We start from the raw sequence: 23197 nt of genomic DNA, 5'->3' as shown, positions 1-23197 counted from the left end.
GGGCCGGGCGTGGGGAACTTCTTGGCAGGCAAGGTCGTCGCCGTGACCGGCGCGGGACGGGGGATCGGCCGGGCGGTGGCGCTGGCGGCGGCGGCCGAGGGCGCGCGGGTCGTCGTCAACGACTACGGGGTCGCGGTGAACGGCGCCTCACCCACCAGCGAGGTCGCCGAGGGGGTCGTCAAGGAGATTGAGGCCGCCGGGGGAGAGGCCGTGGCGGTCGCCGACGACATCTCCACCATGGCGGGCGGTCAGCGGGTCGTGGACGTGGCGCTGTCGTCGTACGGGCGCCTCGACGGTGTCGTGTGCGTCGCCGGGATCCTGCGCGAGCGGATGCTGTTCAACATGACCGAGGAGGAGTGGGATCCGGTGATCTCCACCCACCTCAAGGGGACCTTCACGGTGTTCCGCGCGGCCTCGGCGGTGATGCGGGGGCAGCGGTCCGGGACCCTGATCGGATTCACCAGCGGGAATCATCAAGGATCGTATTCGCAGGCCAATTACAGCGCGGCGAAAGGCGGGATCATCTCGCTCGTGCGTAGTGCCGCGCTGGGGCTGAACAAATACGGGGTCACGGCGAATGCCGTGGCGCCCGTCGCCCGTACGCGCATGTCCGAGAAGGTTCCCACGGAGTTGACGGAGATCGGGGAGCCGGAGGACGTGGCGGCGCTGGTCGTCTATCTGCTCTCGGATCAGGCCAAGGAACAGGGAATCACCGGGCAGGTGTACACACTCGCCGGACCCAAACTGGCCGTCTGGGCGCAGCCCAGGGAATTGCGGGCCGCCTACGCGGAGGGTTCCTGGACGCCGGAACGGATAGCGGAATTCCTGCCGGGCACGGTGGGAACCGACCCCATGCCGTTGCTCCGCCCGCCGAACGCCTCATGAATCGGAGATCCCCGTGGAATTCGGATTCGCGGCCGAGGACGACGCCTTCCGTGCCGAGGCACGGGCGTGGCTGGCCGAGCACGCCCCCGGCGCCGGGGACCGCCGTACCTGGGAAAGGACCCTCGGGGCCGCCGGCTGGATCGGGCTCTCCTGGGGCCGTACGGGATACGGCAATCGGTCGGCCACGCTCACCCAGCAGGTCGCCTGGGCCGAGGAGTACGCCCGGTCCGCCGCGCCCCCGCGCTCGGGGCACATCGGGGAGAAGCTGCTGGCGCCCACCCTGCTCGCCCATGGCACCGAGGAGCAGAAGGACCGCTTCCTGCCCGCCGTGGCCGCCGGGGACGAGCTGTGGTGCCAGGGGTACAGCGAGCCCGGTGCCGGGTCGGATCTGGCGTCCGTGCGGACCGTGGCGGTACGGGACACGGACGGCGGCTACCGCGTCACCGGGCAGAAGATCTGGACCTCGCTCGCGCACGAGGCGGACTGGTGTTTCGTCCTCGCCCGTACCGAGCCCGGGTCGAGCCGGCATCAAGGGCTCAGTTTCCTGCTCGTGCCGATGGACCAGCCGGACCGCGTCGACGTCCGGCCCATCCGGCAGCTGACCGGCACCGGCGACTTCAACGAGGTCTTCTTCGACGGCGCCCACGCGCGCGTGGAGCACGTCGTCGGCGGCGAGGGCAACGGCTGGCAGGTGGCGATGAGCCTGCTCGGGTTCGAGCGGGGGGTGTCGACGCTCGCCCAGCAGATCGGCTTCGCCCGGGAACTGCAGCGGGTGGTGCGGACCGCCGTGGAGACCGGCGCGGTCGCGGATCCCGTGCTACGGGACCGGCTCGTCCGGCAGTGGGCCGAACTGCGCGCCATGCGCTGGAACGCCCTGCGCACACTGGGCGGTTCCGGCGACGCGGGGGCGGCCAGCGTGGCGAAGCTGCTGTGGGGCGGGTGGCACCAGCGGCTCGGGGAACTGGCCGTGGAGGTGCGGGGCGCCGGGGCCGCCGTCGGGCCGGTCGACTGGGCGCCCGCCACACCGTACGAACTCGACCCGTCCCAGCATCTGTTCCTCTTCTCGCGGGCCGACACCATCTACGGCGGCTCGGATCAGGTCCAGCGCACGATCATCGCCGAGCGGGTGCTCGGTCTGCCCAGGGAGCCCAAGGGGGTCGTCTGATGCGCGCAGTGGTGTTCGACGGGAAGCGGACCGAGGTCGTGGACGATCTGGAGGTGCGTGAACCGGGTCCTGGCGAGGTGCGGGTGGCGATCTCGGCGGCGGGGCTGTGCCACAGCGATCTGTCCGTGGTGGACGGCACGATTCCGTTCCCGCCGCCGGTGGTGCTGGGGCATGAGGGCGCGGGGGTGGTGGAGTCGGTCGGGGCCGGGGTCACGCATGTCGTGCCCGGGGACCATGTGGCGCTGTCCACGCTCGCCAACTGCGGCACGTGCGCGGAGTGCGACCGGGGGCGGCCGACCATGTGCCGGCAGGCGATCGGGCGGCCGGGGCAGCCCTTCCGGCGCGGCGGTGAGCCCGTGTACCAGTTCGCCGCCAACTCCGCCTTCGCCGAGCGGACGGTGGTGAAGGCGGTCCAGGCGGTGCGGATCCCGCGGGAACTTCCGCTCACCTCGGCCGCGTTGATCGGGTGCGGGGTGCTGACCGGTGTCGGGGCCGTGCTCAACCGGGCGCGGGTGGATCGTGGCGAGAGCGTGGTGGTGATCGGTACGGGGGGAATCGGACTCAACGTGCTTCAGGGCGCGCGGATCGCGGGTGCCCTGCGGATCGTCGCCGTCGACTCCAACCCGGCCAAGGAGGAGGTGGCGCGCAGGTTCGGTGCGACCGACTTCCTGACCTCCGTGGAGGGGGTGCGGGACATCCTGCCCACGGGGGCGGACCACGCCTTCGAGTGCGTGGGGCGCGTCGAGCTGATCCGGGCGGCCGTCGATCTGCTCGACCGGCACGGGCAGGCGATCCTGCTCGGGGTGCCACCGGCCACGGCCGAGGCGTCCTTCCGGGTCTCCACCCTGTACCTGGACAAGTCGATCCTGGGCTGCCGCTACGGCTCCTCCCGCCCGCAGCGGGACATCGCGCTCTACGCCGACCTGTACCGCGAGGGGCGGCTGCTGCTCGACGAGCTGGTCACGCGGACCTATCCGGTCGAGGACTTCGAGAAGGCGGCGGCCGACGCGGAGGCGGGGCGAGTGGCGCGGGCGGTGCTCACGTTCTCGGACTGACGGAAGGTCCGGCGGTATGCCGTGGGGGTGACCCCGAGCGCCACCTGGAGGTGCTGGCGCATCGACTGGGCCGTGCCGAACCCCGCCTCCTGCGCCACCTGGTCCACGGACAGGCCGGTGGACTCCAGCAGGTGCCGGGCCCGTTCCACGCGCTGCTGGGTGAGCCACTGGCCGGGGCTGATGCCGACCTCCTCGCGGAAGCGGCGGGTGAAGGTGCGCACCGACATGGACTCCTGCGCCGCCATGTCCCGCAGCTGGATCGGCTCGTGCAGCCGGCCCAGCGCCCAGGCGCGCGCCGAGGTCGTCGTCGCCTGCTGGGGGTCGGGCACCGGGCGGTGGATGTACTGCGCCTGCCCGCCGTCGCGGTGCGGGGGCACGACCGTACGGCGGGCGATCTCGTTGGCGACGGCGGTGCCGTGGTCGCGGCGGACCATGTGCAGGCACAGGTCGATCCCGGCGGCGACACCGGCCGAGGTCAGCACGTCGCCGTCGTCGATGAACAGCACGTCCGGGTCGACGTCGATGTGCGGGAAGAGGCGCTGGAGCTGGTCGGTCTCCGCCCAGTGCGTGGTGGCGCGGCGGCCGTCCAGGAATCCGGCGGCGGCCAGGACGAAGACGCCGGTGCAGATGGAGGCGAGCCGGGTGCCGGGGCGGATGTGGGCGAGCGCGGCGGCCAGTTCGGGGGTGAGCACGCCCTGGGTGAAGACCGGGCCGAGTTCGTAGGAGGCCGGGACGATCACCGTGTCGGCGGTGGCCAGCAGTTCGGGGCCGTGCTCGACCAGCACGGCGAAGTCGGCGTCCGTGACGACCGGTCCCGGCGGCCGGATCGAGCAGGTCAGGACCTCGTAGAGCGGACGGCCCGCCGGGTCCTTCGGCCGGCCGAAGATGCGGTGCGGGATGCCCAGCTCGAAGGGGAGCAGGCCGTCGAGGGCGAGCACGACGACGCGGTGCGGACGGGACGGGGTCGCCTGCGGGCCGGCGGTCCGGGTCGTCTCCGGCGCGGTGGTCCGGGTCGTCTCCGCGGAAGTGCTCATGGCCCGATCCTAACGAATGGTGGCCTCCGGGCCACTCGATGCGGTGGATTCCGGCCGCGATGCTCTATGTCGTGACCCAGACAACCGAGGCCCCCACCGCGAAGGGCGAACCGACCCGCGGCCGGCGCCGGATCCACCGCGCGTGGTTCGTCGCCGCCGTCACCTTCGTGACGATCATCGGCGCCGCCGCCTTCCGCTCCCTGCCCGGACTGCTCATCGACCCGCTGCACCAGGACTTCGGCTGGTCCCGGGGCACGATCAGCGCCGCGGTCTCCGTCAACCTCGCGCTCTACGGCCTGACCGCACCCTTCGCGGCGGCGCTGATGGACCGGTTCGGCATCCGCCGGGTCGTCGCGGTGGCGCTCACCGTGATCGCCCTCGGCTCCGGGCTCACCTACTGGATGACGGCGGCCTGGCAGCTCATGCTCTGCTGGGGCCTGCTGGTGGGCCTCGGCAGCGGCTCCATGGCGCTGGCCTTCGCCGCGACGGTCACCAACCGCTGGTTCACCGAGCGGCGCGGGCTGGTCACCGGCATCCTCACCGCCGCCTCGGCCTCCGGCCAGCTGATCTTCCTGCCCGTGCTGTCCTGGATCGTCGATGAGCACGAATGGCGTCCGGCGGCCGTGACGGTGGCGCTGGCGGCCCTCGCGGTCGTCCCCTTCGTCTGGCTGCTGCTGCGCGACCACCCGGCCGACGTGGGCCTGAAGCCGTACGGAGCGAAGGAGTTCGTGCCGAAGCCCCCGCCGGTCACGGGTGCCGCCCGCCGGGCCGTGACGGTGCTGTTCAAGGCGGCCCGCACCGGGCCCTTCTGGCTGCTCGCCGGCACCTTCGCGATCTGCGGGGCCTCCACCAACGGGCTGATCCAGACCCACTTCGTGCCCGCTGCCCACGACCACCACATGCCGGTCCAGGCCGCCGCCTCCCTGCTCGCGGTCATCGGTGTGTTCGACGTCGTCGGCACGATCGCCTCCGGCTGGTTCACGGACCGCTACGACGCGCGCCGGCTGCTGGCGGTGTACTACGCCCTGCGCGGGATCTCCCTGCTGTTCCTGCCGATCCTGCTGGCCCCGAGCGTCCATCCGCCGATGCTCTTCTTCATCGTGTTCTACGGCCTCGACTGGGTGGCCACCGTGCCGCCGACCGTCGCGCTGTGCCGGGAGCACTACGGCGAGGACAGCGCCATCGTCTTCGGCTGGGTCCTCGCGTCCCATCAGGTGGGCGCGGCGCTGGTCGCCTTCCTGGGCGGGGTCGCGCGGGACGTGTTCGGGTCGTACGACGTCGTCTGGTACGCGTCCGGGGCGCTGTGCGCGGCGGCCGCGCTGATGGCGTTGGTGATCCGGCGGCGCCCGGCGGGGGCGTTGGCTGTCGCCTGACCTTCGCCGGGCTTCTAGAGGAAGCGGCCCCGGTGGAACAGCAGCGGCTCCCCGTCCTCGGCCGCTCCGAGGGCGTCCACCCTGCCCACCACGATGAGGTGGTCGCCGCCCGTGTGGACGGCGTGGATCGTGCAGTCGATCCACGCCAGGGCGCCTGCCAGGCGCGGGGAGCCGGAGGCCGGGGCCGGGTCGTGGGCGACCCCGGCGAACTTGTCGCCGCCGCTGACCGCGAAGCCGCGGCACAGCTCGCCCTGGTGCGCGCCCAGGACGTTGACGCAGAAGACGCCCGCGCGGGCGATGCGCGGCCACGTCGTCGACGTACGGCCGACCATGAAGGCGATCAGGGGCGGGTCGAGGGAGAGGGAGGAGAAGGACTGGCAGGCGAAACCGGCGGGGGAGGCCTCGCCGTCGGTGGCAGGTGAGGTGACAACGGTCACCCCGGTCGCGAAGTTCCCGAGCACCCGCCGGAACTCCGCCTGACTCACCGGTGCCCGCTCGCCCTCGCCGACACACCGCAACTCCGGCCGTGGCAACGGCTCCACGCGCGGGGCGTCGACCGACCTGAGGTAGCGGACGGCGGCTGCGGCCATCCCTGCGTGTCCCATCACGCCACCCATTGAAGCTGACGGTGTGTCAGATTGGAAGGGGTGGGCGAAGGGCCGGGAAAGTGGGGCGTAGCCTGCGGTGATGGGGTGGGGTAAGGGGCAGTCGTCCGACCTGTACGCGGCGGCGGCTGTGGCCGCTGGACAGATTCCGGCGATCTGGCTGGTGTGGTGGTTCGCAGAGGCGGGCGGCGACACCTATGGGCGCGGGATCAACTCGCTCGGTATCGCCTGCGTTCTTGTCTTCGCGCCGCTGATGCTCCCTGTGATCGGCCTCCTGCACGCCCTCGCGCACATCCTGCCCGCCGACCGGCTCGCCCGCCTCGTCGCCGACCGCGCGCGGGGGCCGCACTGGGTCTGGCACGTGGCGTGCAGTGTTCTCCTCGGCGTGGCGTGGGCTGCCCCGTCAGTCGCGCTGTGGGGCTGGTCGTTCGGTGTGACGGCCCTGCTGTTCGGGGCGTTCGGGATCCTCCCCGTCCTCGGTGTGACCTACGTCCGCCGCCGCCCCCACTGGGGGTTCTGGAAGATCTGGTTCCGGACGGGGTCGGCCTCCTTCGCGCTGTTCGTGCTGGTGGGCATCGGGGGAGTCCTGGCGTCGGTCACGGGACTGCTGAAGGAGTACGAGCCTCCCGTGCTGTCCGCCGGGCAGGTGGCGGGCGACTGGCGGAGCGACGAGGGAGCCGTGCTGCGGCTGGAGCCGGGTGGCCGGGCCGAGTTCAGCGGACTGCCCGTCGAGACCGACATGGACGACTGGACGACCAGCCGGCAGTTCGCCGTCTGTGACGGCACCGGGAACTGGACCCTGGAGCGCGAGAACCCCGAGGGCTGGGTCACCGACCGCGACGGCGTCGAGCTCACCCTCGACGAGGGATGCGGGCAGCCGACGTACTGGACGATCGGCGGTACCGAAAGCGACCCGGAGCTGTACGTGCTGTTCGGGGACCCGGATGCCGGGGATCTGCGGATCCTGAGGCCTCAGCGCCCCTTGTAGACAGCGGCCCTCCGCTCCACGAAGCTCGCCACCCCCTCACGCGCGTCCTCGGTCGTCATGTTGATCTCCTGCGCCGCGGCCTCCGCCGCGAAGGCCGTCGCCCGGTCGGAGTCGAGGGACGCGTTGACGAGCTGCTTGGTCAGGGCGAGGGCGCGGGTCGGCCCGGCGGCGAGCCGGTCCGCCCACTCGCGGGCCGTCTTCTCCAGCTCCCCGTCCGGGACGACCCGGTTGACCAGCCCGAGCCGTTCCGCGTCTGTCGCCGACAGCGCGTCCCCGAAGAACATCAGCTCCTTGGCCCGCCGCGGGCCGATCAGCCGGGGCAGGAGATAGGCGCCGCCGCCGTCGGGGACGAGACCCCGGCGGACGAAGACCTCGATGAACCGGGCCGATTCGGCGGCGAGGACGAGATCGCAGGCGAACGCCAGATGTGCCCCGAGCCCCGCCGCCGTCCCGTTCACGGCGGCGATCACGGGCTTCTCGCAGTCGAGGACGGCCCCGATCAGGCGCTGGGCGCCGAGGCGGAGGACGCGAGCGACGTCGCCGGGGGCCGGCGGGCCGGCCGCGGCCGTGCCCCGCAGATCCGCTCCCGAGCAGAAACCGCGTCCCGTCCCGGTCAGGACGACCGCCCTCACCGCCGGGTCCGCCGACGCCTCCGCCAGCAGCTCGATGACGCGTTCCCGCTGGTCAGGGGTGATGGCGTTGAGGGCCTCGGGGCGGTTGAGCGTGATGCGGCAGACCTGATTGTCAGTGGCGTGCTGTACCCATGACTCAACGGAACTTCCGGGCACACGGGGGGAATCAGACATGTTCACCACACACCGCCAACGCGTCCAGCGCCACCGCGCCCTGCCCCTGCGGCAGCACCATCAGCGGGTTGATGTCCAGCTCCGCGAGGTCGTTCCCGAGTTCCAGCGCCATGCGCTGTACCCGCAGGACGACTTCGACGAGCGCGTCCGTGTCCGCGGGGGGCCGCCCCCGGACCCCGTCCAGCAGGGCCCGCCCGCGCAGTTCGTGGAGCATGTCCCGCGCCTGCTCCTCCCCGAAGGGCGGCACGCGCACGGCGGAGTCGCGCAGCACCTCGACCAGCACCCCGCCGAGCCCGACGGTCACGGTCGGCCCGAAGAGGTCGTCGTGCGTCAGGCCCACGACCATCTCGACGCCCCGCTCGACCATCTGGCACACGAGGATGCCGTCCAGGGAGACGTCCTCGTAGCGCGCGATGTCCGTCAGCTCCCGGTAGGCGTCGCGGACCTGGCTGGCCGAGGTGAGACCGACCTTGACCAGCCCCAGCTCGGTCTTGTGGGCGATCTGCGCGCCGGACGCCTTCATCACCACCGGGTAGCCGACCAGCCCCGCGGCCCGGACGGCCGCCGCCGCGCTGGTCACCAACTGCTCGCGCGGTACGCGAATGCCGTACGCCCGCAGCAGCTGCTTCGCCGCGTGCTCGCTCAGTTGCTGCCCCGGCCGCATCAGGGCCTGGGCCTTGCGGAAGGACGGCGAAGGGGTGCGCGGCGCCCGGTCGAAGAGGGATCGGTAGCCGGTGACGAAGCGGTGGTGCTCGAGGTAGGCGCGGACGGCGGTGATGCAGTTGGCGACCGTGCGGAAGGTGGCCACCCGCGAGGAGCCGAGGAGGACTTCGCGATAGGCGGCTTCGGTGCCGACCGGCGAACCCCACACCACGCACACCAGTTTGTCGGTGCGCTCGGCCGCGTCGACCAGGTCCTGGACGAGCCGGTCGCTGAGCGGCGGGAAGGGCCCGGTGACCGGGCAAATGAGGACGCCCACCGCCGGGTCGTCGAGGATCGCGTCGATGATCTTCCGGCCGCGCCAGTCGCCCACCGGATGGCCGCCGTTGTCCACAGGGTTGGCCACGCTCAGGTACTCGGGTATCCACTGGTGCAGTTCCGCCTGCTTGGCCTCGGACAGCACCGGAAGCCCGAGCCCGGCCTCCGTCGCCAGGTCCGCGAAGTGCGCGCCCGTGCCGCCCGAGATCGAATAGACGACGACGCCGTCGGCGCGCGGGGGCCGGGCACGGGCCAACAAGGTCGCGGTGTCCTGGAGTTCGTCCAGGCCGTCGACGCGGATCACTCCGTACTGCCGCATCGCCGCGTCCACCACCGCGTCCGCGCCGGTCAGCTTGCCGGTGTGCGACGCGGCCGTGCGGGCGCCCGTCTCGGTGCGGCCCACCTTGACGGCGACGACCGGCACCCTGCGCCGGGCGGCCCGGTCGGCGGCGAGCAGGAAGGAGCGGCCGTCCTTCAGCCCTTCCACGTAGCAGGCGATGGCGCCCACCTCGGGGCGCTCGGCGAAGTAGGAGATGAAGTCGGCGGTCTCCAGATCGGCCTCGTTGCCGGTGGGCGCCCAGTGGGAGAGGCGGACGCCGAGTTCCTGGAGGGCGAAGACGGGCCGGCCCTGGTGCCCGGACTGGGTGATCAGGGCGATGGCCGGTCCGTCGAGGTCGGTGCGGAACTCCTCGAAGGCGTTGAGGTTGGTGTTGGGGCCGAGCAGCCGCATCCCGGACCGCTCGACCGCGGCGGCCAGCCGGTCCTGCGCGGCGGCGCCCCGCGCACCGGTCTCGGCGAACCCGGAGGCGAAGACCACCGCGAACTTGACCTTGGCCTCGGCCAGTTCCTCGATGACCGGAAGGGGGTCGGCGACCAGCAGCACGGCGAGATCGACCTGCTCGGGCAGGTCCGCGACGGAAGGGGAGCAGGGGATGCCGAAGACCGACGAGCGGCTCGGGTGCACGGGATGGAGCCGGGCGCCGACCCGCTCGGACCAGGAGAGCAGTTGCCGGGTGACACCGGTGTTCGGGCGGCCCTCGGTGTCCGAGGCGCCGATGACGGCGACCGACTCGGGCCGGAAGAAGCGGTCCAGATCGGGGACGCCCGCGTACAGCGGACGGCCGCCGACGTCGAGATCGTCGACCTCGGCCGGGCGGCCGTGGACGGCGGGCCCGGGCTGCTCGCCGCAGGCGATGACCCGGGCCCGGCGGGAGTCGGTGGTGAGGGTGCCGTGGGTTGATCCAAGCATCGGTCCGCCCGCTCCTGTGTGACAGCGATTAACTGACGCAGTGTCAGATTACTGAACTGACACTCCGTCAGGAATGGCTGTGCACGCAAAGTTGAACGGGCGAGGTCCAGGCTCTCAGCTCACCGGCAGCCGGGACACCCGCTCGCCGTCCCTCTTCGCCACCGCCTTGGCGATCTTCCCGGCGTCGATGGCCAGTTCCCTGAGCATGCCGCTGATGGGGTTGGTGAAGCCGGTGAAGTACAGGCCGGGGGCGTGGGCCGGGGTGCGGGCGCCGTGGACGACCGGTCTGCCGCCCGGGCCGAGGACGTCGAGGTGGCCGACGAGGCCCTCCAGGGCGCGGACGTACCCGGTGGCGGCGATGACGGCGTCCGGTTCGACGAGGGCGCCGTCGGCGAGGCGCACCTTGCCGTCGTCGAAGCCGTCGACGGCGGCCACGACCTCGACCCTGCCCTTGCGGACGGCGTCGATGAGGCCGACGTCCTGCACGGGGATGGCCCCCTCGTGGACCCGGCTGTACAGGCCGGTGTCGGGGCGGGGCAGGCCGTGCGCCGAGAGGTCCGGCACGCTCAGCTTGGCCATCGGGCGGGAGAGGCGGTCGACCAGGCCGACCGGCAGCCGCCGGACGAGCACGCCCGAGTACTGGGCGGCCCAGCCGGCCGTGGAGCGGCGCACGATGTGCGGGGCGGTGCGCACCGCGAGCCGTACCCGGGAGGCGCCGCCCTCGACCAGGTCGACGGCGATCTCGGCGCCCGTGTTGCCGACACCGACGACGAGGACGTCCCGGCCCCGGTAGGGCTCGGGGGAGCGGTAGGCGGAGGCGTGCACCAGCTCGCGGGAGTAGGTGTCGCGGCCGGGCCAGTCGGGGAGCCGGGGGGTGTGGTTGTAGCCGGTGGCGACGACCACGGCGGCGCCGGTCAGCTCCCGGCCGCCGGTGGCGTGCAGCAGCCAGCCGTGGCCGTCGGGGGCGCGGTCGACACGGGAGACCTCGACGCCGGTGACGATCTCCAGCTCGTGGTGCTCGGCGTACTTCTCCAGGTACCGCACGACGTCGTCCCGGGACACCCAGCGGCCGAACCGGCGCGGCATCGGCAGTCCGGGCAGGCCCGACAGACGGCGGGTGGTGTGCAGGTGCAGCCGGTCGTAGTGGCCGCGCCAGGAGGCGCCGACGCGGTCGGACTTCTCCAGGACGACGGCGCGTATGCCCTGGGCGCGCAGGGCGTACGCGACGGCGAGTCCGCCGGGGCCGCCGCCTATGACGTACACGGGGCGGTCCGCGTCGGCTGGTGAGTGCGCTGAGGAGTCGGCCATGAGCGCGAGCGTAATCACGCACCCCGTTGATGGGTCTCGGTCAAGACCGGAATTGGTTGCGGATTGATCACGGCTGTAGGAGGAGTGGGTGGGGCTCGTGGCGTACGACCCCTGGTTATGGGTGTCGGGGGGAGGGGGTGCGCAGGGATGCGGCCCCGCGCTCCTGAGGGAGTCAGTCGTCCGCGGCCACCAGCAGCGTCAGGGAGTTCGCGGGGCGGTCGATGAGCACCAGCTCGTGGAAGTCGATGTGGATCGGGCCGTGGTCGTGGCGGGCGTCGTCCGGGAGGGGGCCCAGGAGGTACGTGCTGGTGGCCGTGTTGATCGGGGTGTGGACCTGTTCCTGGACGGCCTGGGAGAGCGCCTTCGGGATCGGGCCGTGCTGGTCGGCCCAGGAGCGGATCACCGCGCCCGCCGTCGCCGCGTCCACCGGGCGGTAGGCCTCCGGGGTGACGCGGTCCAGCCGCCACTGGCCGTGCCGGGGCCGGTCCTGGACGCCGGAGCCGTCGTAGGTGTCGCGGAACTGGGGGTGGGCGATCAGGGCGGCCAGCAGCGCCCTGTCCTGCGGCGCCGGGGACGGGAGACGGAAGCGCTTGATGTCGATCCAGCGGTAGCCGTGGGCGGAGGACTCCGCGAACTTGAAGTCGCGGAAGTTGATGAAGGGGCTGTCCAGGTGGACCAGCTTGTACGGCACGGCTTGCATGCCGGACATAGTAGAACGGTCCGGACATAACACCACGACGCCGAGCCCGGTCGTTGGCGGAGGGGCTCGGCGCCGTGGGTTGCGCGGCGACCGGAGACATGACGGGAAACCGGTACCGCGGCTCAGGGGGCTAGCGGGCGCTCTTGTGGCCCGTCACCTTGGCGATCCAGGTGATGAAGTCGCCCGGGTCGGTGTTGGCGCCGTGGCCCTCGTCCCAGTAGTAGAGGTGGTTCACCTCGTCGCCGAGGGCGTTCGCGGCGGCGGCCAGGTTCGCCGAGACCGTCAGCGAGGTGTCGGAGTCCTTGGTGCCGAGCCGGATCCACCAGTGCTTGGAGCGCCGCGAGTTGACCTTCTCCACCAGGTGGTACATCGGGTTCATCAGGTCCAGCTTGGCGGGGATGTCGCTCGCGACCCGCTTGCTGGCGAGCCCGGTGGAGTCGTTCTTCGCGCCGTACGCCGTGAAGTGACGGGCGGCCGTGGTCCCCGCGCCGAAGAGGTTGTTCTCGCCCGAGGAGAGGTCGAAGGCGTCGAAGGCCGGCGTGTTCTTCTTCCGCGCGCCCACGTGCGTCAGGAAGTCCGCCCAGGTGAAGGACGCCTTGCCGCCGGACCAGGTGATGAAGGTGTTCTTCGCCAGGTACGTCTCGCGGTCGGCGTCCGACAGGGCCGCGAGGTACGTGGTGGCGGAGGGCTCCAGGTACTGCTTGACCAGGTACTCGTCGTAATTGCGGGCGTTCAGCGTGCCGAAGCGGTTCAGGCCGCGCAGCTTCAGGCCCGCCTGGTACTCGGCGAACTGGGACTGGAGGGCCTTGGACACCGTCTGGTCGACCTGCTTGCCGGTGCTGAGGGCGTTGGTCCCCCAGTTCCACTCGTAGGCGCCGTCGGCGTGCTCCAGGTCCGTGATCGGGCACCAGGCGCCGACCGCGAAGATGGCGTCGGAGGCGTCGGCCGCGCCGATCTCCTCGAGGTGCTTGGCGTAGAGCGGGCTGTCGCCGGAGGCGCCGAGCAGCGAGGACAGGGCGCCGCCCGCGCTGGTGCCGGCCGAGACGATCCGGTCGACGTCGCCGGGGATCCGGCCCTTGTTGGCCTTCAGGTACCGCACGGCCGCCTTGAGGTCGACGATCGCGGCGGGGGCGGTGCCGTAGTACTCGCCGTCCGTGTTCTTCAGGGTGCGGCCCCGGGCGCCGGGCTCCACGACCACGTACCCGGCGGCGAGGGCCAGCTTCTGGTTGGTGGCGAGGGCGCCGCCGGTGGCGTTGGTGTTGCCGTTGGCGTTGGGGAGGGCGCTGCTCGAGGCCGACGGGGAACCGCTGGGCGCCCCCGCGCCGCCGCCGGTCATGCCGCCGCCCCCGACACCGGTCGCGTTCGCGACGGAGGACGGCATGTAGCCGCCGACGGAGTTCGCGAACAGGATCGGGGCGCCGGAGGCGTCGACCGCCTTGCCGTCGACCTTCACCGGGACGCTGACGTTCAGCGACTGGTACGTCTCGTCGACCGGCTTGGCGACGTAGGTGATCGCCTTCCAGAAGTGGTACGTCACCTCGTGCGAGGTGCCCTCGGTGTCCGTGACGGTCGTGGTCAGCTCGGTGTAGCCGGCGGGGTCGAAGACCAGCGAACCGGACGCGGAGGAGCCGTCGGTGCCGGAGGACGCCTGCGCGCTCAGCGCGATGCCGCCCGCCGCGGCCACCCCGGCCGCCGCGCCGATGCCCATCACGACGGTCCTGCGCTTGACTGCCCTGTGCTTCACGTTCGACTCCCTCGGGTCATTGGGCTTGCGTCTGCGAAGGTAGTCAGAGTGGCGACAAAATTGCCAACAATCCGCTCCCTTTCATGGAAGACCCACAGATTCACAGGGGGTCCACAGTGGCGGCGGCAGTGCGAGAGCGGCGGCAGGGGGTCTCCCGCGCCCGCCGGATCTGACGTACCGTCAGATCCATGGACACGATCTGGCTCAGTGGCGCGGAATGGCTGGCCGTGCTCCGCATAGGCCTCGGCCTGTGGTGGCTGGAGAGCTGGCGGCACAAGGACAAGAAGAGCTGGTTCCAGGGCGGCGGGATCGCCTGGGCGGCGGACGTGGCGGCCAAGCACCGCTGGACCGCCGTACGGTCGGGCTTCGACGTCGTCGTGGCACCCCGGCCGCGGACGATGGCGTACGTCGTCGCCTACGCCGAACTCGCCCTCGGGCTCGGTCTGATCCTCGGTTTCCTCACCCCGGTCGCCCTGGTCGCCGGCCTGTTGCTCAACGGCGTGTACTTCGCGCTGATGATCCACGACTGGGCGGAGCAGGGGCAGAACTCGATGATGGCGCTGATCTCGGTCGTCGCGCTGTTCGGGATGTCCTGGCAGACCTGGTCGCTGGACGACGCGCTCGGGCTGTTCCTGTGACGGCCCGCTTCGACCAACCCGAGCCCGATGCCTTCACCCGCCCCTACTGGGACGCGGCGGCCGAGGGGCGGCTGCTCGTCCGCCGCTGCCGGGCCTGCGGACGGGCCCATCACTATCCGCGGGAGTTCTGCCCGTACTGCTGGAGCGAGGACGTCGCCTGGGAGACCGCGAGCGGCCGGGCCGCGCTCTACACCTGGTCGGTCGTGCACCGCAACGACCTGCCGCCCTTCGGGGAGCGCACCCCGTACGTCGCCGCCGTGGTCGACCTGGCCGAGGGCCCGCGGATGATGACGGAGATCGTGGAGTGGACGGGGTCGGCCGGAGAGGCGCCGCTGCGGGCCGGAATGGAACTGGAGGCGGGGTTCCGGGACGGGGTGCCGGTGTTCCGGCCGCTGCGGCGAGGCCACCTCGCCATTCACTGAGCGCCGCACTCGCTCACCAGTTTCAATGGCCTCATGACGCTCGACGACCAGCGCTACAAGGCACCGGCACTCCCCGACCTCCGCGCCGGGGACCTCCGGCTGCGTCCCTGGGACCCGGAGTCCGAGGCGGACGTCGAGGCGTGGCTGCGCGGGCGCACGGACCCGGAGTTCGCGCGCTGGAACACACCCCTGCGCTTCACCACGGACCTCGACAGCGCGCGGGAGCAGCTCCGGGCGGCGGCGCACAGCGCGGCGGAGGGCTCCTCGGCGCCGTACTGCATCGCGGACGCGGCGAGCGGACGGCCGCTCGGGCACATCGGCGTCAACGTCATCAACCGCGTGATGAACACAGCGCGCGTCGGCTACTGGGTCCTCCCCGAGGCCCGGGGCCGCGGGATCGCCACCCGCGCGCTCGCCCTGGCGGCCCGCTGGGCGTTCACCGATCTCGGCCTGCACCGCATGGAACTCGACCACGCGGTGGGCCACGATTCGTCCTGCCACATCGCGGAGCGCTGCGGTTTCACCTACGAGGGAACCCTGAGGGGCGCGATGTGGGAGGCCGGCCGGCACGACGCGTACCGGGACATGCATCTGCACGCGCGGCTGGCGGAGGATCCCGAGCCGGACGTCATGAACGGATGACTCTAGCGTCGATGTGACGACCGTGGGTTTCACCCCGGAAAGGCATGGCCAAGTCCCTTACCGAGGCGGGATCATGAGACATGCGCTCGGACGACTGGTACGTCACCGAAGACCTCGACCGCTTCCTCTCGCACGCCGGTGGATTCCTGCGGTCGCGCCCCGATCTGCACACCGTCGCCCTGACGGTGACGGAGTCCCTGCGGATGCGCGGGCTGCGCGCGTACGGGGGTGACGAGCCGCCCGTGTTCGGGGTGATGGAATGCGACGGCCAGGTGCGGGGGGCCTACTTCCGCACCCCGCCCTACCGGCTGAACGTCACCCCGCTCAACGCCGACGAGACCGACGCCCTCGCCGCCCACCTCGTGGCCATCGGTCACCCGGTGCCGGGCATCATCGGCACCCGCGAGACGACCACCGGGTTCGTCCGCTCCTGGCAGCGTCACACCGGCGCGAACTCGGCCCTGCGCCAGCGTCAACGGCTGTACCGGCTGGGCTCGTTGATGACGCCCCGGCCGCTGCCCGAGGGGGCGCCCCGGGTGGCCGGCGAGCAGGACCGGGACCAACTGATCCGCTGGTACGGCGAGTTCACCGAGGCGGTCGGCGATCATGCCGCCGGGGATGTCGAGGCCTGGGCCGACCATCGCATCGCCTACGGCGGCATCACCTTCTGGGAGAACCCGCAGGGCACCCCGGTCTCCATGTGCGGGGTGACCCCGATGGTCGCGGGCCAGGTCCGTATCGCCCCCGTCTATACCCCGCCCCACCTGCGGGGACGCGGATACGCCGGGGCGGTGACGGTCGAGGTGAGCCGGGGCGCGGTCCGCGCGGGCGCGGAGGAGGTCCTGCTCTTCACCGACCTCGCCAACACCACCAGCAACGTGCTGTATCAGCGGCTCGGCTACCGGGCGGTGGCGGACTTCGAGGTGTACGACTTCTCCGGAGGGCTGGGTTCGTAGACGCCGTGGGTCACCGCGGGGCGAAGTGCCTGGCGGGAATTGACTGTTCGATCTGACGTTCGGAATTTCGGCCGCTACTGTCCTCGGCCGTGGAGGAAACTGGACGAGAGCCCCTCCGGTTCTCCTTGCTCGGTCCGCTGCGCGCCTGGCGCGGCACCAGTGAACTCGCGCTGGGCTCACCCCAGCAGCGTGCCGTCCTGGCGATGCTGCTGTTGCTGCGCCGAGGGCACGCGGTCGGGGTGGCCGACCTCGTCGACGGGCTGTGGGGGACCCGGCCGCCACCGGGCGCGGTCCCGGTGCTGCGGACGTACGCCTCCCGGCTGCGCAAGCTGCTGGAGCCCGAGCGGACGAAGGGGCAGCCGTTCCGGATCCTGGTCTCGGCCGGGGACGGCTACGCCCTGCGGACCGACACCGTCTCCAGCGATCTGGCCGACTGCACGGCCGCGGTGGCCCGGGCCGAACGGCACCGGGCCGCCGGGGAGACGGAATCCGCCCTCCGGCTGCTGCGTACCGCGCTGGCCGACTGGGGGAGTCCCGCGCTGGCCGGAGTGCCCGGCCCGTTCGCCGAGGCGGCCCGCGCGGATCTGGCCGAACGGCGGCTGAGCGCGCTGGAGTTCAGACTGCGGGTGGAGTCGCAACTCGGCCGTCATGAGGCACTGGTGCCGGAACTCCTCGCGCTGCGCGAGGCGCACCCGCTGCGGGAGGCCGTCAGCGAGTTGCTGCTCGCGGCCCTGTACCGGTGCGGGCGGCGGGCCGAGGCGCTGGAGGCGTACGCGCGCACGCGCCGGACCCTGGTCGACGAACTGGGCCTGGAACCGGGCCCGTCCCTGCGGGCCCTGCACACCGCGATCCTGACCGGCGCCGCCCCCGACACCCTCGGCACTCCCTTTCGGCCGGAATCGGAGCCCGGCGCCCCCGGAACCCCCAAGGTGCGGCCCTCCCAGCTCCCGGCGGACCTGGCCACGTTCACCGGCCGCCGCGCCGAGATCGACCGAGTCACCGAGCTGCTGTCCGCCGCCGACGACCTCACGGCTCAGCCGACCGGACCCGGCGCCCCGGCCCTCACTCCGCGCCCCGCCATCGGCGTCATCGACGGCATGGCCGGTGCCGGGAAGACCACCCTCGCCGTGCACTGGGCGCACCGGGCCGCTCGGCGCTTCCCGGACGGGCAGCTCTACGTCAATCTGCGCGGCTACGACCCCGGCGCCGCCCGCACGGACCCCGGCGAGGCGCTCTCGACGTTCCTCGTCGCGCTCGGAGTGGCGCCGCACGCCGTTCCCGAGGGTCTCGACGCGCAGACCGCCCTGTACCGCAGCGTCCTGGCCGACCGGCGGGTGCTGATCGTGCTGGACAACGCCCGCGACACCGAGCAGGTACGGCCGCTGCTGCCCGGCACGTCCGGCTGCCTCGTCATCGTCACCAGCCGCAGCCGGCTCACCGGCCTGGTGGCGCGGCACGGGGCCAGGCCGCTCGCGCTCGGCCTGCTCGGCGCGGCGGAAGCCGGGGAACTGCTGGCCCGGCGGCTGGGCAGCGCCCGGGTCGACGCCGAACCGGAGGCCGCCGACGCCATCGTCGCCCGCTGTGCCGGGCTGCCGCTGGCCCTGGCCATCGTCGCGGCCCGGGCCGCCCTCAACCCCGGCTTCCGGCTCGCCGACATCGCGGCGGAACTGCGTGCGGGCCAGGGCAGCCTCGACGCGTTCGCCGTGGGAGACGACACCGGCTCCGACGTCCGTGCCGTCTTCTCCTGGTCGTACCGGGCGCTGTCGCCCCAGGCCGCCGCGCTCTTCCGGCGGCTCGCCCTGCACCCCGGCCCGGACATCAGCACCGCCATGGCCGCCGCGCTGGCCGGAACGCCCCGCCGCCGGGTGCGCGCCCTGCTGACCGAGCTGACCGGGGCGAGCCTGCTCATCGAACACCTCCCCGGCCGGTTCGTCTTCCACGACCTGCTGCGCGCCTACGCCGGTGAACTCGTCGCGCACCAGGACGGCGCGCCCGAGCGCGACGCCGCCGTGCTGCGGATGCTCGACCACTGTCTGCACACCGCCCACCACGCCTCCGCCGTGCTCGGCCCGTTCCGGGAGACCGTCCCCCTGGCAGCGAGCACAACGGACAGCGGGCCGCTGCGGTTCAACGACAGCCGGCAGGCGACCGCCTGGCTGAACACCGAGCGCCATGTGCTGCGCTCGGTCGTCGAGTACGCCACCGACCGGGGCCACCACGACCACGCCTGGCGCACCGCCTACGCCCTGGACCTGTACTTCGACCGGCTCGGCCACTGGCACGACATGATGGAGATCAACAAGGCCGCGCTACGCGCCGCCCGGACCCTGGGCGATTCCGTCGCCGAGGCGCACGCCCTGCGCGGCCTGGGCTTCGGCCACACCCGCTTCGGGCACCCGGACGAGGCGCTACGGCTCCTCGGCCGTGCCCTGGACCTGTTCCGGGCGGCCGGCGACGCCTTCGGCGAGGCCCGCACCCGGCGTGCCCTCGCCTACCAGGCCAACCAGCTCGAGCGCCACGACGTCTCCCTCGGCCACTACGCACGCGCCGGAGAGCTGTACCGCTCCCTCGGCCACCGCAGCGGCCAGGCCAGCGTCCTCAACGAGACCGGCTGGACGTACATCCTGCTCGGCGACCTGCAACGGGCCCTGGAGCACTGCGAGCAGGCCGTCCTGCTGCACCAGGAGGTCGGCGACCTGAGCGGGGAGGCCTCGGCGCAGGACAGCGTCGGATACGCCCACCACCACCTCGGCGCGTACGACGCGGCCGTCGAGCGGTTCGAGCGGGCCGTGGAGCTGTACCGGGAGATCGGCAGCGGTTTCCTGGAGGCCGACACCCTGCGCCATCTCGGCGACGCCCATCGCGCGGCCGGCGATCACGAAGCGGCGCGCGGGGCGTGGCAGGAGGCGCTCGTTCTGCTGGAGGAGAGCGGGCACGCGGACGCGGACGAGGTCCGGCGGGAGCTGCGCGAGCTGGACCCGTAGGGGGCGGCGGTCCGCGTGCCTATCGCACCCCCCGCTCCTCCAGTGCCGTCCTGAGGCCGCGCAGGGCGTAGTACACACGGGACTTCACGGTGCCCTGCGGGACGCCGAGGACCGAGGCGGCCTGCTGGGTGGTGCGGTCCGCGAAGAACGTGGCGAGCAGCACCTCGCGGTGTGCGGGGGTCAGCGCCTGGAGGGCGTCCCGCACGACCAGGGAGGACAGCATCCGGTCGATGTCGTCGACCTCGATGCCCAGTTCGCTCACCCAGTCGGCGCCGCCGACCTCCTGCGGCCGCGCCGCACGCGTCCGGTGCGTGTCGATGACGAGGTTGCGGGCGACCCGGAACATCCAGGGGCGTACCGCCATGCCGTCGTCGTCGACCAGGTTCTGCTTGCTCCAGCACCGCAGCAGCGTCTCCTGGATGACGTCCTCCGTGCGGTGGGTGTCCCCGCCCAGCAGGCGCAGCACGTACGAGTAGAGCGCCGGGCCGTGCTCGAGGTAGAGATCGCGCAGCGCCCGTTCCTCCGGGGTGGTGGCGCCGGCCGATCCGATCACCGTCACGTTCATGGTGTGCTCCTGCTCCGTGGGATGAGCGACCCCGGCCGGGACGGGAGTGAGGGCCGGGGTCCGCTGGGGACGGAGTGTTGCCAGGGGCGTTCCACGCTCGTTTGACGCCGGTTGTACGGATCGATGGACGAGCAGGTCAGGGGTGCCGTAGGCGATGGTCGGCGGTGACTCAGACGTACGCCGCCAAGGCGTCGACGTGTCTGCGGACCTGCCCGACGAGGGCGGCGTGGCCGGGCGGCAGTTGGCCCTGGAGGTTCAACCGGCTCCACATGTGCAGCAGTTCGCGCCCGTGGACCAGGGCCGCCCGGTCGTCGTCGATGCGCTGCCAGGCCGCCGCCGCCCGCGCCACCTCGTCCGGCGCGCGTCCGTCCCGGGCCCCGCACCGGATCCGGGCCACGCCCAGGGCCAGCACGGTGGCCTCCCGGTGGTCCCCGCGCAGATGCGCGAGGTAGGCCTCCACCGACCGGGCCTCCAGCGCGTGCGGATGGTCGGCGCCGAGCGTGCCGGTGAGGCTCGCGCGCAGCGCGCTCGCGTCGGCGTACGCCTCATCGAGCCGGCCACCGGTCGCCAACGCGTGGATACGACCGATCCGTTCGGCATGCTCGACGGGCAACTCGGCGACGGGCGACTCGGCGAGGGGCGACTCGGTGGCGGGGGCCGCGGCCCGGGGCCGGGCTCGACCCCGTTCCTGACCTGGCCCCCGCTGCTGCCCGTGCCCCCGTTCCTGACCTCGACCGCGGGCACGGGCGACGGCGGCGGCCACGGCGGACACGGGCGCCGACGGGGGCGGCGACGCGGGACGCCGGGGCTCGGGCTCCGCCGCCGGCTCGGAGGGTGAGGGCTCGGTGGCGTCGAGGAGGCGGCTGGAGCCGTCCGGGGAGACCTCGAGGACGAAGTGGGCGGAGGCGGAGCCGTCGTTCACCGTGGCCCGCACGGCGGCGCCGCGCTCCTGCGCGTACTGCTGCAAGCGGTCCAGTACGGCGTCGTGCACGGACTGGCCCGGCTCGGGGGCGAGGGGCTGTCCGTCGATCTCGGCGCGCTCGTCGTCGGTGATGCGCACCTCGAAGTGGGCCATGGCGGTCCTCCTCATGCGGGGGCGATGGTGGATGGATCAGGTGGGATCGGGGGTGACGCCGGGCGTGGCCCCGGAGGGCGGCGCGGCGATGCCCTCGTACTTGGCGAACTGGGCGCGGACGGCGAGGACGTAGCCCTGGGCCTCGTTCGTGTTCGGCACGCCCTTGGCGGCGCGGACGGCGTCCATGCCGACGTGGTAGGCGGCCAGGGCGAGGTCCAGGGCGGTGTCGGTGGTGCCGGTCCGGACGACCTCGCCGTTGTCGATCATCTTCTGGGCCTCGTCCGCGAGGGCGCACATGTAGCGGCCCTGCGCCATGATCGAGTCCTCCGCGTCCAGGGCGGAGACCTTGTCGTTGTCGTCGTCGTCCTTGCCGTACTGCGTGAACTTGTCCGGCGGCAGTTGCGAGATGCCCTGCTTGCCGTCCGGGCCGACCAGCGCCGCGTCGAAGCCGGACTCCCGCTCGATCTGGGACGCGATGACGATCGGGCCGATCGCGCCGCACAGCTCGCCGGCGTCCTCGATGGTCTCCACCAGGTCCTCCGGGACGGTGGAGGTGTCCAGCTCGCCCGAGCCGTCGCCCTGGAGGGAGGCGATCACCTGGTCCGCGGTGCCCTGGTTGTCGGAGTCGCTGCCCCCGCCGCCGAAGAGCATGATCAGGGCGATGAGCGGGGCCAGCAGCACCCCGAACCCGCCGATGACGATCACGATGATCACGGTGCCGACCAGGGCGACCGGCGACAGCAGACAACCGCAGCCGGTGCCGGCGGCGATGGTGTTCCGGACGGCTGTGGAGCTGCCGCCCTCCTCGTTCTGTCCCGTTGCGGAACCCATGGGCTCGTGCCTTCTTCCCCTCACCTTGAACCGCTGCGGCCAAACGGCCCGTTGTGCTGTCCGTCGGGCTCGGCAGATCCAAACGGGCCCGGGAGCAAATAAGTTCAAACCGGTGGAAATCAGATGCGCCGGAGCAGCGGAATGACGACCGAAGAGGGGGGCGGAACAGCCATGGCCACACCATCGACCACGCCGACGGGCCCATCAGGATGGGTGCGGGGCCCCAAATCTCCGGCGGCCCCGGTCTCCTCCGGGGGTACGGCGCCGGCGGCGTCCCCCGCTCCGGTTCGCCGTACCGCCCCCGCCCCCGTCGCCGAGCCCTCCTGGGGTGAGCCCCGGCGCGGTGGTGCCGCGCGAGGTGGTGCCGGGCGGGGCGCTTCCGGGCGGGGGAAGGGGCGGGACGAGATCGGATGGGTCCAGGCGCACGGGGGCGCCGGGGCCACCTCCCTGGTCGAGGTGCTCGGGGGCGTGGACCTCGGGGTCCGCTGGCCCAAGCCGGGGGCGGGGGAACCGCGCCGGGTGGTGATCGTCGGCCGGACCAGCGCCCGTGGACTGCGTGCCGTCTCGCAGGCGTTGGGCGCGCTCAAGGAGGGGCGGGCTCCGCAGGGTCTCGAACTGATCGGCGTCGTTCTCGTCGCCGACGCCCCCGGGCGGCTCCCGCTCACATTGCTGCGCCGGATCCGCGTCCTGCGCTCCGTCACCCACGTCCATCGCGTGCCCTGGATACCCGCCTGGCGCCTGGGCGGGCGGGTGAAGTCCCTGCCCCGGCAGCTCGTCTCGCTCGCCGAACTCGTGGGCGCCGAGGCGCGCGCCGAGGAGGCCGTGTCGTGAACCGGTTCCTGCTCGCCGCGCCGCCCGCCGGCTACAGCCCGCCCGCCGGCGCCGGCACCATCCTCGGCATCCTCGCCTGGTGCGCCACCGCCGCCGGTGTCGCGGGCCTGCTGATCGTCGGCATCAACATGGCCGTCCAGCTCAACCGGGGCGAACCCGGCGAGGGCGGTGCCCACTTCCGTGGCGTCTTCTTCGTCACCCTCGGCTGCCTCGTCGCCTCCTCGGCCGGTCCGCTCGTCGCCTTCCTCGGCGATCTGTCCCTCCTCGGCCCCTAGGACTCCCCGCCCTCCTCCAAGCCATCCTCCAAGCCCTTCTCCACGCCCTCCTCCGCTCCGTCGTCACGCGTGCGCCCGCCGACGGCGC

Annotated in this window: 22 protein-coding genes; 12 read left to right on the top strand and 10 right to left on the bottom strand. The window is 72.5% G+C overall.

Annotated elements, in window-relative coordinates:
- The first annotated feature begins 9 nt into the window (after positions 1 to 9).
- The 3 genes from AC068Z_RS14235 to AC068Z_RS14225 are packed head-to-tail and all read left to right on the top strand — an operon-like array spanning position 10 to position 3105.
- Entirely contained in the window at positions 10 to 885 is an 876-nt protein-coding gene (locus AC068Z_RS14235; protein ID WP_478554893.1) for an SDR family NAD(P)-dependent oxidoreductase, read from the top strand.
- 13 nt (positions 886 to 898) lie between these two features.
- Positions 899 to 2050 (top strand): acyl-CoA dehydrogenase family protein, encoded by a 1152-nt coding sequence (locus AC068Z_RS14230; RefSeq protein WP_478554892.1) that lies wholly within the window; start codon positions 899 to 901, stop codon positions 2048 to 2050.
- Positions 2050 to 3105: a Zn-dependent alcohol dehydrogenase gene (locus tag AC068Z_RS14225; protein ID WP_478554891.1), complete on the top strand. Its 1056-nt coding sequence runs from the start codon at positions 2050 to 2052 to the stop codon at positions 3103 to 3105. The genes AC068Z_RS14230 and AC068Z_RS14225 overlap by 1 nt, the downstream gene beginning before the upstream one ends.
- Here AC068Z_RS14225 and AC068Z_RS14220 read toward each other — a convergent pair.
- Positions 3021 to 4139 (bottom strand): GlxA family transcriptional regulator, encoded by a 1119-nt coding sequence (locus AC068Z_RS14220; protein WP_478554890.1) that lies wholly within the window; start codon positions 4137 to 4139, stop codon positions 3021 to 3023. The two genes, AC068Z_RS14225 and AC068Z_RS14220, sit on opposite strands and share 85 nt — an antisense overlap.
- Positions 4140 to 4198: 59 nt before the next feature.
- Between AC068Z_RS14220 and AC068Z_RS14215 the strand changes: the two genes are divergently transcribed.
- The gene (locus AC068Z_RS14215) at positions 4199 to 5512 is read left to right on the top strand and encodes an MFS transporter (RefSeq protein WP_478554889.1); all 1314 of its coding nucleotides are present in this window, start codon (positions 4199 to 4201) and stop codon (positions 5510 to 5512) included.
- Between the two features lie 14 nt (positions 5513 to 5526).
- Here AC068Z_RS14215 and AC068Z_RS14210 read toward each other — a convergent pair whose 3' ends face one another.
- Positions 5527 to 6117: a flavin reductase family protein gene (locus AC068Z_RS14210; protein WP_478555376.1), complete on the bottom strand. Its 591-nt coding sequence runs from the start codon at positions 6115 to 6117 to the stop codon at positions 5527 to 5529.
- A gap of 82 nt (positions 6118 to 6199) precedes the next feature.
- Here AC068Z_RS14210 and AC068Z_RS14205 point away from each other — a divergent pair, with 82 nt between their 5' ends.
- Positions 6200 to 7105 carry a hypothetical protein gene (locus AC068Z_RS14205; RefSeq protein ID WP_478554888.1) on the top strand — a complete coding sequence of 302 codons (906 nt, stop codon included), beginning with the start codon at positions 6200 to 6202 and terminating at the stop codon, positions 7103 to 7105.
- Here AC068Z_RS14205 and AC068Z_RS14200 read toward each other — a convergent pair.
- The 5 genes from AC068Z_RS14200 to AC068Z_RS14180 form a co-directional block, all read right to left on the bottom strand.
- Entirely contained in the window at positions 7090 to 7911 is an 822-nt protein-coding gene (locus AC068Z_RS14200) for an enoyl-CoA hydratase/isomerase family protein (protein WP_478554887.1), read from the bottom strand. The genes AC068Z_RS14205 and AC068Z_RS14200 overlap by 16 nt on opposite strands.
- Entirely contained in the window at positions 7904 to 10138 is a 2235-nt protein-coding gene (locus AC068Z_RS14195) for an acetate--CoA ligase family protein (RefSeq protein WP_478554886.1), read from the bottom strand. The genes AC068Z_RS14200 and AC068Z_RS14195 overlap by 8 nt, the downstream gene beginning before the upstream one ends.
- Before the next feature lie 114 nt (positions 10139 to 10252).
- The gene (locus AC068Z_RS14190; protein WP_478554885.1) at positions 10253 to 11446 is read right to left on the bottom strand and encodes a flavin-containing monooxygenase; all 1194 of its coding nucleotides are present in this window, start codon (positions 11444 to 11446) and stop codon (positions 10253 to 10255) included.
- A gap of 172 nt (positions 11447 to 11618) precedes the next feature.
- Positions 11619 to 12155 (bottom strand): hypothetical protein, encoded by a 537-nt coding sequence (locus AC068Z_RS14185; RefSeq protein WP_478554884.1) that lies wholly within the window; start codon positions 12153 to 12155, stop codon positions 11619 to 11621.
- Between the two features lie 121 nt (positions 12156 to 12276).
- On the bottom strand, positions 12277 to 13854 hold the full coding sequence (locus AC068Z_RS14180) for a subtype B tannase (protein ID WP_478555374.1): 1578 nt from the start codon (positions 13852 to 13854) through the stop codon (positions 12277 to 12279).
- Between the two features lie 224 nt (positions 13855 to 14078).
- On the opposite strand from AC068Z_RS14180, the gene AC068Z_RS14175 reads away from it, so the two are divergent.
- From AC068Z_RS14175 to AC068Z_RS14155, 5 genes are all read left to right on the top strand, one after another.
- Complete coding sequence (locus AC068Z_RS14175) at positions 14079 to 14528, top strand: DoxX family protein (RefSeq protein ID WP_478554883.1); 450 nt, start codon at positions 14079 to 14081, stop codon at positions 14526 to 14528.
- A complete protein-coding gene (locus tag AC068Z_RS14170) occupies positions 14525 to 14950 on the top strand; it encodes a Zn-ribbon domain-containing OB-fold protein (protein WP_478554882.1) in 426 nt (141 codons plus the stop codon). Before AC068Z_RS14175 ends, AC068Z_RS14170 begins: the two co-directional genes overlap by 4 nt.
- 33 nt (positions 14951 to 14983) lie before the next feature.
- Entirely contained in the window at positions 14984 to 15592 is a 609-nt protein-coding gene (locus tag AC068Z_RS14165; protein ID WP_478554881.1) for a GNAT family N-acetyltransferase, read from the top strand.
- Between the two features lie 80 nt (positions 15593 to 15672).
- Positions 15673 to 16548 (top strand): GNAT family N-acetyltransferase, encoded by an 876-nt coding sequence (locus AC068Z_RS14160; RefSeq protein ID WP_478554880.1) that lies wholly within the window; start codon positions 15673 to 15675, stop codon positions 16546 to 16548.
- 89 nt (positions 16549 to 16637) lie between these two features.
- Positions 16638 to 19532 carry an AfsR/SARP family transcriptional regulator gene (locus tag AC068Z_RS14155; protein WP_478554879.1) on the top strand — a complete coding sequence of 965 codons (2895 nt, stop codon included), beginning with the start codon at positions 16638 to 16640 and terminating at the stop codon, positions 19530 to 19532.
- 19 nt (positions 19533 to 19551) lie between these two features.
- On the opposite strand, the gene AC068Z_RS14150 is transcribed toward AC068Z_RS14155, so the two are convergent.
- The 3 genes from AC068Z_RS14150 to AC068Z_RS14140 all read right to left on the bottom strand — a co-directional run bounded on the left by AC068Z_RS14150 (position 19552) and on the right by AC068Z_RS14140 (position 22003).
- The gene (locus AC068Z_RS14150) at positions 19552 to 20097 is read right to left on the bottom strand and encodes a sigma-70 family RNA polymerase sigma factor (protein ID WP_478554878.1); all 546 of its coding nucleotides are present in this window, start codon (positions 20095 to 20097) and stop codon (positions 19552 to 19554) included.
- Between the two features lie 169 nt (positions 20098 to 20266).
- Positions 20267 to 21172: a hypothetical protein gene (locus tag AC068Z_RS14145; protein WP_478554877.1), complete on the bottom strand. Its 906-nt coding sequence runs from the start codon at positions 21170 to 21172 to the stop codon at positions 20267 to 20269.
- A gap of 36 nt (positions 21173 to 21208) precedes the next feature.
- Positions 21209 to 22003, bottom strand: coding sequence for a transglycosylase SLT domain-containing protein (locus tag AC068Z_RS14140; RefSeq protein ID WP_478554876.1), 795 nt, complete (start codon positions 22001 to 22003; stop codon positions 21209 to 21211).
- 171 nt (positions 22004 to 22174) lie between these two features.
- Between AC068Z_RS14140 and AC068Z_RS14135 the strand changes: the two genes are divergently transcribed.
- Together AC068Z_RS14135 and AC068Z_RS14130 are read left to right on the top strand one after the other, a co-directional pair.
- Positions 22175 to 22834, top strand: coding sequence for a hypothetical protein (locus AC068Z_RS14135; RefSeq protein WP_478554875.1), 660 nt, complete (start codon positions 22175 to 22177; stop codon positions 22832 to 22834).
- Positions 22831 to 23109, top strand: coding sequence for a hypothetical protein (locus AC068Z_RS14130; protein WP_478554874.1), 279 nt, complete (start codon positions 22831 to 22833; stop codon positions 23107 to 23109). Before AC068Z_RS14135 ends, AC068Z_RS14130 begins: the two co-directional genes overlap by 4 nt.
- Positions 23110 to 23197 lie beyond the last annotated feature (88 nt).

It is taken from the genome of Streptomyces sp. NPDC043726, from assembly GCF_056436565.1.
This window is presented reverse-complemented; position numbering and strand designations above follow the sequence as displayed.

What these genes read in the sequence shown, in the direction of transcription:
- AC068Z_RS14225 (WP_478554891.1), top strand. Translation starts at nt 2,050, where the DNA reads ATGCGCGCAGTGGTGTTCGACGGGAAGCGGACCGAGGTCGTGGACGAT.
- AC068Z_RS14220 (WP_478554890.1), bottom strand. Translation starts at nt 4,139, where the DNA reads ATGAGCACTTCCGCGGAGACGACCCGGACCACCGCGCCGGAGACGACC.
- AC068Z_RS14215 (WP_478554889.1), top strand. Translation starts at nt 4,199, where the DNA reads ATGCTCTATGTCGTGACCCAGACAACCGAGGCCCCCACCGCGAAGGGC.
- AC068Z_RS14210 (WP_478555376.1), bottom strand. Translation starts at nt 6,117, where the DNA reads ATGGGACACGCAGGGATGGCCGCAGCCGCCGTCCGCTACCTCAGGTCG.
- AC068Z_RS14205 (WP_478554888.1), top strand. Translation starts at nt 6,200, where the DNA reads ATGGGGTGGGGTAAGGGGCAGTCGTCCGACCTGTACGCGGCGGCGGCT.
- AC068Z_RS14200 (WP_478554887.1), bottom strand. Translation starts at nt 7,911, where the DNA reads ATGTCTGATTCCCCCCGTGTGCCCGGAAGTTCCGTTGAGTCATGGGTA.
- AC068Z_RS14195 (WP_478554886.1), bottom strand. Translation starts at nt 10,138, where the DNA reads ATGCTTGGATCAACCCACGGCACCCTCACCACCGACTCCCGCCGGGCC.
- AC068Z_RS14190 (WP_478554885.1), bottom strand. Translation starts at nt 11,446, where the DNA reads ATGGCCGACTCCTCAGCGCACTCACCAGCCGACGCGGACCGCCCCGTG.
- AC068Z_RS14185 (WP_478554884.1), bottom strand. Translation starts at nt 12,155, where the DNA reads ATGTCCGGCATGCAAGCCGTGCCGTACAAGCTGGTCCACCTGGACAGC.
- AC068Z_RS14180 (WP_478555374.1), bottom strand. Translation starts at nt 13,854, where the DNA reads ATGGGCATCGGCGCGGCGGCCGGGGTGGCCGCGGCGGGCGGCATCGCG.
- AC068Z_RS14175 (WP_478554883.1), top strand. Translation starts at nt 14,079, where the DNA reads ATGGACACGATCTGGCTCAGTGGCGCGGAATGGCTGGCCGTGCTCCGC.
- AC068Z_RS14165 (WP_478554881.1), top strand. Translation starts at nt 14,984, where the DNA reads ATGACGCTCGACGACCAGCGCTACAAGGCACCGGCACTCCCCGACCTC.
- AC068Z_RS14160 (WP_478554880.1), top strand. Translation starts at nt 15,673, where the DNA reads ATGCGCTCGGACGACTGGTACGTCACCGAAGACCTCGACCGCTTCCTC.
- AC068Z_RS14150 (WP_478554878.1), bottom strand. Translation starts at nt 20,097, where the DNA reads ATGAACGTGACGGTGATCGGATCGGCCGGCGCCACCACCCCGGAGGAA.
- AC068Z_RS14145 (WP_478554877.1), bottom strand. Translation starts at nt 21,172, where the DNA reads ATGGCCCACTTCGAGGTGCGCATCACCGACGACGAGCGCGCCGAGATC.
- AC068Z_RS14140 (WP_478554876.1), bottom strand. Translation starts at nt 22,003, where the DNA reads ATGGGTTCCGCAACGGGACAGAACGAGGAGGGCGGCAGCTCCACAGCC.
- AC068Z_RS14135 (WP_478554875.1), top strand. Translation starts at nt 22,175, where the DNA reads ATGGCCACACCATCGACCACGCCGACGGGCCCATCAGGATGGGTGCGG.